Consider the following 12852-nt stretch of genomic DNA (forward strand, 5'->3'; position numbering starts at 1 on the left):
TTTTTGACGCGGAATGTTATATTTTTCTGTATGATGAGAGAGGAAGAAGGAGGTGGATGGTGTGAAGAATACGTATCTTTGGTATTTCATCGTTTTATTATGCGTATTGACGGGGTGTACAAGTAATCAGCAGTCCCTGCCTTTACCGGAGAGGGAAGGGGACATTCACTTTCAGGCCTTTGTGGAGGAAGTTCCAACAGAAGGAGAGGCGGATCCAGAATATGAACGGATGTATGATCTAGTAGCTAAAATGCAAGCGAACGAAGCGATTGATCTTACTCAAGTAGATGTTCAAGTGAAAAAAGAAGCTCCCATTCAAGCACACGGGGAAGAAATTGTTCATTTCCCGACCTATTTCATCTTAAATCGGGAAGGAATTGTGTTGAAGACAACGAACTTGGATGAAGTAGCAGAATATATCAATCGTGCAGGCAAAGCAGATTAAATAGAAAGGAGGTTCGCTCGTGACCATTCTGTCTTTTCTCGCTATTTTAGGGGTAGGGATCGGAGCAGGCTTCATAAACGTCATCGCAGGTGGGGGGTCTCTCTTAACGCTGCCTATACTTATCTTCTTCGGCCTGCCTTCCGCCGTAGCTAATGGCACAAACCGAATTGCGTTGATGGCACAGAACATCGTCGCCATCATCTCTTATCGGAAAGACGGCTATTTTGATGGTAAGTTCAGTCTCCTATTAGCGATACCTGCTCTCATAGGTTCAATTGTTGGCGCACAAATTGCAGTGAATATCCCGGATGATCTATTCAATCGTATCCTATCGATTGTAATGATTGTGGTCCTAGTGATCATGATATGGAAACCTCACAAAAACCTGTCCGCGGCAAGCAGCCAGGACTCCCGAATGAAAAAGGTAGGTTTGGTTCTTATCTTCTTTTTTATCGGCATTTATGGAGGATTCATCCAAGCTGGAGTAGGCTTTGTAATCATTGCGGCACTGACCTTGGTGACTGGCTTATCCTTAGTGAAGATTAATAGCATCAAAGTGTTTGTCGTTGCCGTTTACACATTGTCAGCCCTGGTGGTTTTCGTCGTCAATGATCAAATTCATTGGGGCTACGGAATTACATTGGCCATCGGTACGAGCCTTGGGGCATTCTTGGGGAGCAAATTTGCGGTCAAGCATGGGGACAAGTGGATCCAACGGTTCCTTGTCGTCGCCGTCATTGCTATGGCGATCAGGCTATTCTTCTTTACATAAAAGCGACCCGCTAAAGTCTGGGTTGAGGTAGAGAGCTTCTTTAATAAGAGGGATTTCAACTCCAAATAGCGAATAGTTAAGGATCACTGTTAGGGAGTGAAGAATTGTGCTTAGTAAAGTAGGTCAAATCATGCTGTATGTGAACGACCAGGACGAAGCCGTAAACTTTTGGACAGAGAAATTAGGGTTCGTAGTCATTTCTGAAGAAAATAACGGGGAAGGAATGAGATGGATTGAGGTTGCTCCCAAGGATGGAGTGGAAACATCTATAGTCCTTCACGATAAAGAAATGGTTGCAAAGATGTCGCCGGACCTAAACCTTGATCCACCTTCCTTAATGTTTTTTACGGATCGTTTTGAACAGCTTCACCGCGATTTGATCAATCGGAAAGTGACCGTAGGAGAAATCGTTCATATGCCGATGGGCAGGGTATTTAACTTCGCGGACAATGAAGATCAGTATTTCGCTGTCATGGAAAATAAGGAATAGGGAATTTTAAATGAATCATAGAGGAATTGAAAAAAGACCAGAAAACTCTGGTCTTTTTTGATTATAATGCAGGCGTAGGGGTTGGTTCTGCATAGCCATTTTCGTACGTAGAATCAATCGTTTCGCGGATTTCTTTGATTGATTTACCATCCTGATAATCGATGATCGATTGGGCGGCAATCTCCATACAAACGCCGCATTTTGTACCGTGGTCATCCCAGACGATGCTACCATCTTCATTGGTTTTGTTTACAAAGCAGTCATAGTTGTCGCGGTGTCCTACACTCTCGCCGCATCCGCAATAGCAAGGGATATTCTCAAGCAACTCTTTACTTTGGGCGGCAGCCATATAGATGTCGTGCATTTCCTGCGGTTTGTCATCCATGAATGATGGAAGTGTCGACACAGAGGCTGTCTCTTCTCTGATGTCACCGTTGACGTGTTCGACATGAGCTTCCTCTTCGGATTCGGAAGAGCACCCGGCTAGGGCGGTACTGATCAAAAGCGTAAGGATAAGGAATAGTGATTTTTTCATAAAAAGGCACCCTCTTCATGTTGATAGTTTCATCATAAAGAGGGTGGTATGAAGTTTCAATGCTTTTTCAAAAAGTTCGTTCATCAGTCACATTTATTTTCCGAAAGAAGATAAGAATTTCACGCGGTCGCCCATAGGAGGGACGTTGTCATCGACGAGAGCTACTTCTAAGACTGCTGGACCTTCAACGTTTAGAATGGCTGATAGGTTCATGTCGTTTAGGTCTTCCATCGATTCAATACGTGCGTTTGGCACACCGAGAGTTGCAGCCATCTGGGAGATGTTGACCTCTTCCTGTCCAAAGCGTTCATGCGCGCGTTTGTATTGAAGCGTGTGACCGTGATGGACCATGCCGAGTCGTGAGTTGTTCATGACGATAAATAAAACAGGGATGTCGTATTCTTTGGCTGTCAGAAGTTCCATGCCGTGCATGAAGAAACAGCCATCACCCGTAATACTTACAGTTGGACAATCTGGGTCTGCCAATTTCGCTCCGATGGCACTTCCGATTCCACTTCCCATCGCTCCGAAATGGACATTGATATCAAAGGAATCTTCACTTTTCACTCCCATGTAGTGGACGACGTAAGCCATGAATTCACCGATGTCGATGGTGAAACGAGTATCGTCAGGAAGCTTATCCTGCAAGGACCATAAAACGTTTTGTGAGTTGAACTCTTCGGTCACATCTGGAACCGCAGGATCCATAGCCGGGAGAGGTGCCCGTTTAATACCTAATCCGTTCAAGGCTGTGATTAAAGAGGAAACCGTTACATCGATGTCGCCATGAAGCGGCTGGTCGACGGGATATTTCCTGTTGAAAACGGTCGCGTCGTAATCGACTTGAATCAGTGTCCGGTTCTTCGTAATATTTGGATTCCAATTATTCGTAGCTGTTTCCCCAAGACTTGAGCCGAGCACAAGCACGGTTTCTTCCTTTCCATGATTAATCAGGTCAGAAGCCTCTTCATGTCCGGCAAAACCGAAGATCCCTCTCTTCAAAGGGTGATGGTCAGGAATGAACCCTTTGGCTTGAGGGCTTGTGACAATCGGCCAATTTAAGGTTTCGGCAAGTTCAATAACGTCATCCACGGCACCGCGAATCCCTTGTCCTACGAACAGGTAGCCACTCTTACTTGATGCGAGCGTTTTGGCTGTTTCTAAGACAACTTCGTCTGTTGGAAGCAAAGGCGTTCGTTGTGGGAACGTCGGAATGGCTGGTTCCAGAATATCTGTCAGTTGAACATCAATCGGCATGGCGATGTGGACGGGACCTGGAACGCCTGTCATAGCGATCTCCACGGCTTTGTGAATCTCTGGGAGCAAGTCTTCTGCACGGTCGACCCTCTGACTGTATTTTGTGACTGATTGATAGAGTGGATCGGCATGTAATTCTTGAGAAGCGTTCAAACCGACAGTATCTACGGGAACGGCTCCTGTCAAAAACAGCACAGGGAGGTGCTCACGCATGGCATTCGCTGCTCCTGTCACAAGGTTTGTTCCTCCTGGCCCGCTGCTTCCGATACATACACCGAGAGAGCTCGAATACTTTGCATAAGCAGCGGCCATATAAGACGCGGCTCCTTCATGTTTGGTCACGATTGGTGTGATCGAAGGAGTATCATAAAGTTCATCGAAGAAAGCATTCACAGATCCTGCTGGTATTCCAAAAATATAAGATACCTCACCAGCAACCAAGTAATCCAACACAGCACGAACAGATTTCATAGCCTTATCCCCTTTTTATGAATGATTTTAAAAAATGATCTTCAAATGTTTCCACTTGTAACGGATGACTATAATAAAACCCCTGGATCCAATGACAACCGTGCTCGGCGAGGAAAGCAGCCTGATCTGCTTTTTCAACGCCTTCTGCGATCACGTTGAGCTGCAGGCTGTCAGCAAGGGTGATGATGGTTTTTGTAATCGCCGCATTGTTCCGATTTGTCGTGACGTCGTTAATAAAGGATTTGTCTATTTTTAAAGTATCGACAGGAAAATCTTTTAAATAGCCTAGAGAAGAATAGCCCGTACCGAAATCGTCGATGGAAATTTGGACACCGAGCTCTTTCAATTGGCCGATTGTCCTTAACGTGTGCTCCGTATTATGAATGATTAAATTCTCCGTTAGTTCAAGCTCAAGGTGCTTAGCGGGGAGGCCGGTTTCTTCTAAAATGTTTGCCACCGTAAGCACAAGGTTCTGTTGATTGAATTGTTGAGGAGATAAATTAGCGGATACGATCAATTCCGTATATCCAGAAGACACCCATGTTTTCATTTGCTGACACGCTTCACGTATGACCCATTCTCCAAGGTTTGTAATGAGGCCGGTTTCCTCTGCGAGAGGAATGAAATGGCCGGGAGGGAGGGTGCCCAGCTGTGGGTGATTCCACCGGATCAGCGATTCCATGCCAATGAGTTTTTCTGTACGGACATCGAATTTAGGCTGGTAATACAGCTCAAATTCATCATTCTTTTGTAATGCCTTGAAAAGGTCATTCTCGAGCTGGATTTGTTCGAACGTGCGACTCTCAATTTCTGGTGAAAACAGCTGATATTGGTTACCAGATAGATCTTTCGCTTTGTACATTGCGACATCCGCATGTTTGATCAACGTCTCGACGGTATCCCCGTTTTCTGGGAAAAGACTGATGCCGATACTGGTTTTGATGGAAATCTCATGACCGCCAATGACGAAAGGATCATTGAAGGCTTCAAGGATTCTTTTCGCACATTTCACGGCTCCTTCTTCCCGGTCGATCGTCGGCAGAAGGATGATGAACTCGTCCCCGCCCTGTCTCGAAACGGTCGCTCCGCTAGGCACAGCATTTTGCAGGCGCTCGGCCACATTCAGCAGGACTTTGTCTCCAAAACTATGGCCGAACGTATCGTTGATTTTCTTGAAACGATCAAGATCAAGGAAGAGAATGGCGATCGGTTTATCCGCCATTTCCGCATATTGAAGGGCCTGGTTGAGGCGGTCTTGGAACAGTACACGGTTCGGTACATTTGTCACGCTGTCATAATAGGCGTGGTATTTAATTTTTTCTTCCATTTGTTTTCTTGAGGTTACATCTTTAAAAGTGACCACGTAACCGGTGGTCAGATCGTTTTCCAGTTTAGGAGTGATGACATATTCCACGGGGAAAGTACCCCCGGACTTTTTAAAGAAAAAATGATCCTTGTCTGTATGTCCGTCTTTTTGTTCGTAATGTTCTAAGAACGTTTTTTGATCATCGAAGATATGGGAATAAGGTGCACCTATCACTTCCTTCTCATTCTCATAACCCAACAATTCGGTTGCCGAAGGGTTGGCGAAAGTGATGTGGCCATCCAGGTCGATTCCGAAAATCCCTTCACCTGCAGAATTCAAGATCAAATACTTCTCACGACTGATTTGTGTCAGTTCAGAAATGGCCTCTTCGAGCTCATCATTCTTCTGAATCAACTCGGATGTGCGGTCCTGTATAATCATTTCCTGCTTCTCCATATAAAGCAGGTTGAAAAGGACGGGTGCTGTTGTATCCACGATGGATTCAGCCAATTGGCAGGCAGAGTCAGAGTAGACCTGCCCGGTTTCTTTCAGATTTACGATGGCAATCGCACCAAGTACTTCCCCAAGGGAGACGAGAGGAATCATATATAAGCCTTTGATTCCAAACTTTTCACAGATCTCCTTGTTCGTCCGGTCATCAGTCAAAACATCCGGAACGAGAATCGATGTCTTCGTATCGATCACTTCTTGAAAAACAGGATCCTCCCTATGGTTGAACTGAGCTTTTTGGTGGGTCTCTTTCCAATCTTCTTCCGTCCATTCACTTTCTTTACTGAGACTCGCAGGCTTTAGCTTGTGTTCTGCAACGGGGTCTATGAAGTGGGCGCCGATATTCGGGTTATCCAGGACTTCTCCTAGATAATAGAAGCATTTGTCCAGCGCTTCTTGCAAAGAGGAACATAAGGAAAGGTCACGGGTGACATTGAGCAACAGTTGCTTTTCGCTGATCAATTTCTCTTTACGTGTCAGGTTGTTTGCATTTCTGATAGCCACAGCGGCCATGTTGACGTAAGCTTTCACGGATTCGATTTCCGATTCTGTCAAGTTCATCGGTGTCCCATAATCAAATAAAAACACGAGGCCGTAGAGTTCATCTTCATAAGAAATCGGAGCAACGAGCAGGGAATTGATTTTAAACGCCTGTATGGCCCGTTGATCGGGACGGTCATCTTTGGATGTATCCGGTATGTAAATGGTTTTTCTTGTTTCGATGACCTCTTTCGCGAGGAGATCGTACTCCGGATCCACGATGTGCATATCAAGGGTCATTCCATTGATCAAGGCCGGTTTTCCGACATAGCCTTGATAGGTACCATCCTCACGAGGCAGGTAAATGCCGACAGAATCGCACCGCATGATTTCTTCAGATATGGCTGTGACTACGTGTTCTAATACATCGCGTAAATCATGCTCCGTATTGATGAGCTGTGTGATTTGTGCGAGACGAGAATATCTCGTTTGTTCTTCAGCCATTGAAAAACCTCCATAGTTGTCATATTTTGATAAAGTTCGACTCTTATATCGAACTTCCTGCATTTGAAGCATAACTTTTACAAAAAAACAAAGAAACAGGCACAAAAGAGGACTTTTGCGCCTGTTTTCTTACAATAAATTCAAAACAGCGCCGGCACCGACACCAATCAACACGATGGCCCAGGCTGGGACTTTGAAGAAGTGTAAAAGAGCGAAAAGAATGGCAGCAAGAGCAAAGTCTGCTCCTTCCATAATCGAACTTTTCAGTACAGGGTCATAAAAAGCAGCAAGCAGAATACCCACAACACTTGCGTTCACTCCTGTAAGGACGCCCTGGAAGGCTGGACGCTTTCTCAATTCATTCAAAAATGGCAGAGCCGCCATCAAAAACAAGAAGGATGGCAGGAAGATGCCTACGGTTGCCACAAGGGCACCTGCAACGCCTTCAATCATCGTCCCAAGGTAACTGGAGAATGTGAACAGTGGCCCCGGAACAGCCTGTGCCATTCCATAACCGGCAAGGAATTCGTTCGCCGTCAGCCATCCGGTCGGCACCACTTCACGCTCAAGCATCGGCAAGACGACATGGCCGCCGCCAAATACGAGGGAACCGACACGGAAGAACGTATCGAAGAGTTGAATCAGCATGCTTTCCGTGTTTCTTGCAAGAATCGGTAATAAGGCAAGAAGAGCGACCAGCACGCCAAGAGAAGCGACACCGATCTTTTTGGAAAACGTCACAGGGAATGGCTGGATCTTGGATTCCACCATGCTTGAAAACATCTTCCACCCGAATAATCCAGCAGCGAGGATGATCAATAACTGCATCCAGGCGGATGGATAAAGGAGCAGGATCAGTGCAGACACTAACGCTATGGCGATCCGCGGACGGTCCGGCGTCAGTTTTTTCCCAAGGCCAATCAAGGCGTGAAGGACGACTGCTGCGGCTACGACCTTCAAGCTGTGAATGAAGTTCGCATCGGCGAGGCCGAACGATTGATATAACAGAGCAAAAAGTACGAGAACAATAATCGATGGTACTGTAAAACCGATCCATGAGATGATGCCACCGAGCAATCCACCACGGAGCATACCAATCGCGATTCCGACCTGACTGCTTGCAGGGCCGGGCAGGAATTGACATAGGGCGATGATATCTGCGTATGTTTTATCATCCAACCATTTTTTTCTGTCGATGTACTCATCTTTGAAGTAAGCCAGGTGGGCAACCGGACCACCGAAAGATGTCAATCCAAGCTTTGTTGACGCTTTGAATATTTCTAAGAGAGAACCTTTTGGTTTACTCATTGTCGAGATTCCTCCAATCTTTTCCTAAAATTTCTTCTGCCAGTTCACGGACCTGTTCTCTTCCTTCAGCAAGCACTTGCCTGCCTTTATCCGTAATGACGTAATATTTCCTGATCTTTCCTTCCACTTTTTCTTCGTATTTCTCAAGCAATTCGTCTTTATGGAGCTGTTTCAGTGTAGGGTAGAGGGTTCCTGGGCTGATATCGTAGCCGTGGGAAGCCAGCTCTTCCATAAGAAATGCTCCATAAATCGGTTCAATGCTTGCGTGGTAGAGAATGTGGATTTTAATCGAGCCTAAGAAAAAATCTCTCAGCACGGGAAGCACCCCCTGTATCGGATTCCGATATCAATATACGATATTGTGAAACGGAAGACAATAAAAAACGCGCAAACTTTACGAAGTTTGCGCGAATCTTTACATTCTATTTACTTAGCGTGTCTACCATTTGATCGATACTCATTTCATGAGCGATGACACCGTCTATCGTCCAGTGACTCGGGTCGTTCATTTCGTACACCTGGCCGTTTTGAGCAGCAGGGGTGTTCTGCCATACGGAGCTGTTTTCAAGAATTTCGAATCCAGGCTCGCCTTCGTTTCCGATGAGGAATACGTGATCCGCATCCAACTCCCCAAGTTTTTCTAGGGCCACAGGGTTCCATTGTTCTCCCTCTTCAGGAAGACTTTGCAGAAATTCTGGCTTAGCGATGCCCATCTCATTATAGAAAATGTCTGCGCCATAACGGTTTTCATCGAAAACATAGAACTGCTCGCCCATCGTCCAGACAAACGCAACGGATTCATCTCCGATGTTCTCTTTAATTGTCGCAGAGGCTTCTTCTACTTTTTGGTCAAAATCAGACAGCGCTTGCTCCGCTTCGTCCTGTTTGTTCAGAATTTCTCCCATCGTTGTCAGCTGTTTTCGCCAATCCGTACCTGTTTCCTCTTCAAAGACATACGTTTTGGCAATGCTGGAATAGTCTTCGTAGCTTCCGTTTTGCAATGCGGAAGGGGAACTGAAGATAATGAGATCAGGATTTTGTTCAATCGCCTGTTCTACTGGCAAATCCCAGCCGACTTTCGGTACGCCTTCAAGTTTTGGTTGCAAATAATCTAGCACCGATTCACCGATGGACCATTGGGCGACAGGCTTTTCACCTAAAGCTACAAGTGAATCCTCTAAATAAGGAGCAAGAATGCGCTCAGGCTTCTCTTCGAGTGTAATCTCGCCCATCGCATGGGTGAGTGTACGTTCGCTTGTTTCCTCACTGTTTTCTTCGCTCGTGGCTTCATCAGACTCGTCATTGGTTGATGATGTATCTTCACCGTCACTGCTGCATCCTGTAGCCAACAGGACGAGAAGCAGTAAACCAGTTATGTAAAGGGTTACTTTTTTCGACATTTATTTGTTCCTCCTAATAATTTTGTGATAAGATAATGATAATCATTATCATCGGATGTGTCAATTCATTATAGTAGATACATAGGTAGAGAGGGTCGCTGGCTGTGGAAGAACGAACGAGAGAAGCTAACAAAGAGTGGAATGAAGTAACCAGAAAAGTATGGCGTGCGGCCTTTCTTTTTACAGGCGGCATGATTCTTTTAGCTGTAACGATGGCCTTATCGATTTCTGTCGGGGTCACTGACATTTCCATCCGTACAGTTTGGGAGTCGATGTTCGCTTTTGCTCCGGAGTCTACGAGCCATGCCGTCATTCGTGAGCTGCGCATGCCCCGGGCTTTAGCGGGCGCTCTTGTCGGTGCGTTTTTAGCTGTGTCCGGTGCCGTCATGCAGGGGCTGACGAGAAACCCTCTTGCTTCTCCGTCCATCATGGGGGTCACGCACGGTGCGGCATTTGCTTTAATTTTGACGATCGTCTTTTTCCCTGCCGTGAGTAACATCGGAATGACAGCAGCCGCTTTTGTTGGGGCAGGACTCGGAGTGGTTCTCGTTTTTGCCGTAGGATCCTTTTCTAAAGGTGGACTGACCCCGGCAAAGTTAGCTCTTGCAGGAGTTGCCATTGGTGGCATGCTGAGTTCACTGTCGTCGGCCATTTCTTTACACTTTCAGGTGGCCAAACAAATGAGCTTCTGGTATGCCGGTGGACTAGCCGCAACGGATTGGATTTCTGTGCAGATCCTGCTGGTAGCCGGAGCAGTTGGATTGACCCTCGCTGTCCTCATTTCTAAATCCGTCACGATTTTGAGTCTTGGAGATGAGGTTTCCAAAGGTCTTGGACAAAATACATTCCTAGTTAAAGCTCTCGGTGTTATCGTCGTTTTCTTATTAACAGGAGCGGCTGTTTCTGTTGCTGGGACGGTCGGTTTTATCGGACTTGTCATCCCGCACGTGGCACGTTTCTGCGTGGGATCCGATTATCGGCTGATTATCCCTGTCTCTGCTGTGCTCGGCAGCTTGCTGCTTGTGCTGTCAGATATCGGAGCAAGGCTCGTCAACGCTCCTTACGAAACCCCAGTCGGAGCAATTACGGCATGTATCGGGGTCCCATTTTTCCTTTACCTTGCTCGTGGTGAAGGGAGGGGGTCCTTATGAAAAAGACACGTTTTTCTTTCGTGATGGCTGTGCTCTTTCTTTTCCTCAGCTTCATGGTCCTCATCAGTTTGAATATGGGTGTCGTTAAAATTGCACCCCTGGACGTTCTAAAAACGTTCATCGGACAAGGGACCGCCCGGCAGGAATTGGTGCTTTTCAATTTCAGGCTTCCGTCCATGGTCCTTGCTTTATTCGTCGGCGCGGGCCTGGCCGTTTCTGGAGCGATTCTCCAGGGCGTCACGCAAAACGACCTTGCCGACCCTGGGATCCTCGGAATTAATACAGGCGCAGGATTCGCCGTCATATTATATATTTTCTTTTTCCAACAGTCGATGGCGATGGTGACCGGCTTTGGCATTTACATTTTGCCATTGTTTGCACTCGCCGGTGCGTTCCTCGCAGCTTTCCTTGTGTATGCCCTGGCTTGGAAAAAAGGAGTCAATCCTATCCGCCTTATTCTTGTTGGAATCGGTGTGAATGCAGGTTTCAGTGCGGTACTCATCATTTTTCAAGTGAAGATGAACCCTCAGGATTTCAATCAGGCGCTCGTCTGGTTGGCCGGGGATCTATGGATGGGAAATTGGAACCTCGTGCTGGCCATTGTGCCTCCCATCCTTTTAATGATCGGGTGGACGATCTATAAATCTCGTACGCTGAACATCATGAATTTAGGAGATTCAATGTCGATGGGACTCGGGATTCAAGTGGAAAAAGCGCGTCGGACGTTTTTACTGCTTGCTGTCGGTCTAGCCGGATTATCTGTAGCGGCAGGGGGAGGAATTGCCTTCCTTGGGCTTGTGGCCCCGCATATCGCACGCAGAATCGTCGGACCCGGGCATCAACGGATGATTCCGACTGCTGCATTGATCGGAGCGATATTTTTAGTCGTTGCTGATACGATCGGCAAAAATATCATTGCCCCTGCAGAGATTCCTGTGGGGATCGTCGTGTCGATCGTCAGCACCCCTTATTTTGTCTATTTGCTTATGAAAACCCAATAGAAAAAGGAGTTCACGTCCATGGAAGAGTTGTACGATGTAACCGTAATTGGTGGAGGAACGACAGGTTTATATGCTGCTTTTTATAGTGGAATGAGAGATTTGAAGACAAAAGTCATCGAGTACCAGCCTCAAGTTGGGGGCAAGGTTTCCTTTTTCTATCCGGAGAAGAAAATCTATGACGTCGGTGGGTTCCCGGGGATCACTGGAGAGGACCTTGTCACGAACGTCAAGGAACAGGCGGAAATGATCGATCCTGCTTTTGTGACGGGTGTGAAAGTGACCTCTTTTGAAAGAAAGGAAGATGGGACGCTGGTCCTGGAAACAGATGACGGACAAACGCACTATACGAAGACGGTGATCGTGGCTTCCGGTCTTGGCACGTTTGAAATGCAGCCGCTTGAAGTAAAAGGCAGCGAGCATTATGACGGCAAGCAAATTCACTACACGATACAAAACCTTGAACAGTATCGCGGGCAAAAGGTTGCGGTCGTTTCGCAAAACCGTGTCGGCATTGACTGGTCGCTCGCTCTCGAAGGGGTTGCTGACGAAGTCCACCTTCTGAATCGCGGCGACGAATTCAAAGCGGTTTATGAGCAGGATGTCGAGAAGGTCGAAGGCTCTTCTGTTCATATCCATAAAAATAAGGAGATTGAAGAGCTGCGAGGGGATGAAACGCTGAAGGAAGCAATCCTTCAAGACGGATCCGTGCTAGAGGTCGATCATATCCTCGTCTATGAAGGCTTACAAATTGATAAGAGTTTATATGACGAATGGGGATTGGAAACGGACAAAGGAAGAATCCCCGTTTCGACAGATATGTGTGCGAGCATGGAAGGAGTTTTTGTCGCTGGTGACGCCGCTGTATATCCAGCAAAAACGATGCTCATTGCTTCTGGGTTCAATGAAGCGATGGCAGCGGTGAACAGCGCCGCCAAACATTTGAATCCAAAAGCGAAATCACAAGTGTACAGTACCGTCATTTACAAGCATAAATAAGAAAAACGCCGAACGCAGCTGATGCTGTCGTTCGGCGTTTTTTAGAGAGTTTGCGAGCTGGGTGGTCAGATGCTAATAAAAAGTCCGAAGTCGCTAATAAATGTTTGAAAGTTGCCAATAAAAGCTGTAAAGTCGCCAATAAAAGTCCATAAGCTGCTAATAAAAGTGAGAAAGTCGCTAATAAGTTTTCAAGAGGATAGTGACAAAAGAGCCCAACCCACCCAAC

At 46.5% G+C, this 12852-nt stretch carries 13 protein-coding genes; 6 read left to right on the forward strand and 7 right to left on the reverse strand.

What is annotated here, in order from left to right; translation table 11 throughout:
* Positions 1-61 precede the first annotated feature (61 nt).
* From GLV98_RS18210 to GLV98_RS18220, 3 genes are all read left to right on the forward strand, one after another.
* Complete coding sequence (locus tag GLV98_RS18210; RefSeq protein ID WP_160917460.1) at positions 62-445, forward strand: hypothetical protein; 384 nt, start codon at positions 62-64, stop codon at positions 443-445.
* Positions 446-464: 19 nt separating this feature from the next.
* On the forward strand, positions 465-1217 hold the full coding sequence (locus tag GLV98_RS18215; RefSeq protein WP_160917461.1) for a TSUP family transporter: 753 nt from the start codon (positions 465-467) through the stop codon (positions 1215-1217).
* Positions 1218-1323: 106 nt separating this feature from the next.
* A complete protein-coding gene (locus tag GLV98_RS18220; protein WP_160917462.1) occupies positions 1324-1707 on the forward strand; it encodes a VOC family protein in 384 nt (127 codons plus the stop codon).
* Positions 1708-1768: 61 nt separating this feature from the next.
* Here GLV98_RS18220 and GLV98_RS18225 read toward each other — a convergent pair whose 3' ends face one another.
* From GLV98_RS18225 to GLV98_RS18250, 6 genes are all read right to left on the reverse strand, one after another.
* Positions 1769-2242, reverse strand: coding sequence for a PCYCGC motif-containing (lipo)protein (locus tag GLV98_RS18225; protein WP_160917463.1), 474 nt, complete (start codon positions 2240-2242; stop codon positions 1769-1771).
* A gap of 93 nt (positions 2243-2335) precedes the next feature.
* A complete protein-coding gene (locus GLV98_RS18230; protein WP_160917464.1) occupies positions 2336-3970 on the reverse strand; it encodes a thiamine pyrophosphate-binding protein in 1635 nt (544 codons plus the stop codon).
* Between the two features lie 4 nt (positions 3971-3974).
* The gene (locus GLV98_RS18235) at positions 3975-6770 is read right to left on the reverse strand and encodes an EAL domain-containing protein (RefSeq protein WP_160917465.1); all 2796 of its coding nucleotides are present in this window, start codon (positions 6768-6770) and stop codon (positions 3975-3977) included.
* Between the two features lie 129 nt (positions 6771-6899).
* Complete coding sequence (gene chrA / locus GLV98_RS18240) at positions 6900-8078, reverse strand: chromate efflux transporter (RefSeq protein WP_160917466.1); 1179 nt, start codon at positions 8076-8078, stop codon at positions 6900-6902.
* Complete coding sequence (locus tag GLV98_RS18245) at positions 8071-8394, reverse strand: helix-turn-helix transcriptional regulator (protein ID WP_160917467.1); 324 nt, start codon at positions 8392-8394, stop codon at positions 8071-8073. The genes chrA and GLV98_RS18245 overlap by 8 nt, the downstream gene beginning before the upstream one ends.
* Before the next feature lie 106 nt (positions 8395-8500).
* A complete protein-coding gene (locus GLV98_RS18250) occupies positions 8501-9478 on the reverse strand; it encodes an ABC transporter substrate-binding protein (protein WP_160917468.1) in 978 nt (325 codons plus the stop codon).
* Between the two features lie 191 nt (positions 9479-9669).
* On the opposite strand from GLV98_RS18250, the gene GLV98_RS18255 reads away from it, so the two are divergent.
* Genes GLV98_RS18255 through GLV98_RS18265 form a run of 3 tightly spaced genes read left to right on the forward strand, consistent with a single transcriptional unit; the run spans position 9670 to position 12626 of the window.
* Positions 9670-10629, forward strand: coding sequence for a FecCD family ABC transporter permease (locus GLV98_RS18255; protein WP_160917476.1), 960 nt, complete (start codon positions 9670-9672; stop codon positions 10627-10629).
* Complete coding sequence (locus GLV98_RS18260) at positions 10626-11630, forward strand: FecCD family ABC transporter permease (RefSeq protein ID WP_160917469.1); 1005 nt, start codon at positions 10626-10628, stop codon at positions 11628-11630. The genes GLV98_RS18255 and GLV98_RS18260 overlap by 4 nt, the downstream gene beginning before the upstream one ends.
* A gap of 18 nt (positions 11631-11648) precedes the next feature.
* Positions 11649-12626, forward strand: a complete 978-nt coding sequence (locus GLV98_RS18265; protein ID WP_160917470.1) for an NAD(P)/FAD-dependent oxidoreductase — start codon at positions 11649-11651, stop codon at positions 12624-12626.
* On the opposite strand, the gene GLV98_RS20200 is transcribed toward GLV98_RS18265, so the two are convergent.
* Positions 12607-12852 (reverse strand): hypothetical protein (locus GLV98_RS20200; protein ID WP_237417187.1); only part of this gene is annotated, 246 nt, incomplete at its 5' end. The two genes, GLV98_RS18265 and GLV98_RS20200, sit on opposite strands and share 20 nt — an antisense overlap.

It is taken from the genome of Halobacillus litoralis (assembly GCF_009856415.1).
GTDB lineage: Bacteria > Bacillota > Bacilli > Bacillales > Halobacillaceae > Halobacillus > Halobacillus litoralis_C.

What these genes read in the sequence shown, in the direction of transcription:
- GLV98_RS18250 (WP_160917468.1), bottom strand. Translation starts at nt 9,478, where the DNA reads ATGTCGAAAAAAGTAACCCTTTACATAACTGGTTTACTGCTTCTCGTC.
- GLV98_RS18260 (WP_160917469.1), top strand. Translation starts at nt 10,626, where the DNA reads ATGAAAAAGACACGTTTTTCTTTCGTGATGGCTGTGCTCTTTCTTTTC.
- GLV98_RS18265 (WP_160917470.1), top strand. Translation starts at nt 11,649, where the DNA reads ATGGAAGAGTTGTACGATGTAACCGTAATTGGTGGAGGAACGACAGGT.
- chrA (WP_160917466.1), bottom strand. Translation starts at nt 8,078, where the DNA reads ATGAGTAAACCAAAAGGTTCTCTCTTAGAAATATTCAAAGCGTCAACA.
- GLV98_RS18255 (WP_160917476.1), top strand. Translation starts at nt 9,670, where the DNA reads ATGATTCTTTTAGCTGTAACGATGGCCTTATCGATTTCTGTCGGGGTC.
- GLV98_RS18235 (WP_160917465.1), bottom strand. Translation starts at nt 6,770, where the DNA reads ATGGCTGAAGAACAAACGAGATATTCTCGTCTCGCACAAATCACACAG.
- GLV98_RS18225 (WP_160917463.1), bottom strand. Translation starts at nt 2,242, where the DNA reads ATGAAAAAATCACTATTCCTTATCCTTACGCTTTTGATCAGTACCGCC.
- GLV98_RS18230 (WP_160917464.1), bottom strand. Translation starts at nt 3,970, where the DNA reads ATGAAATCTGTTCGTGCTGTGTTGGATTACTTGGTTGCTGGTGAGGTA.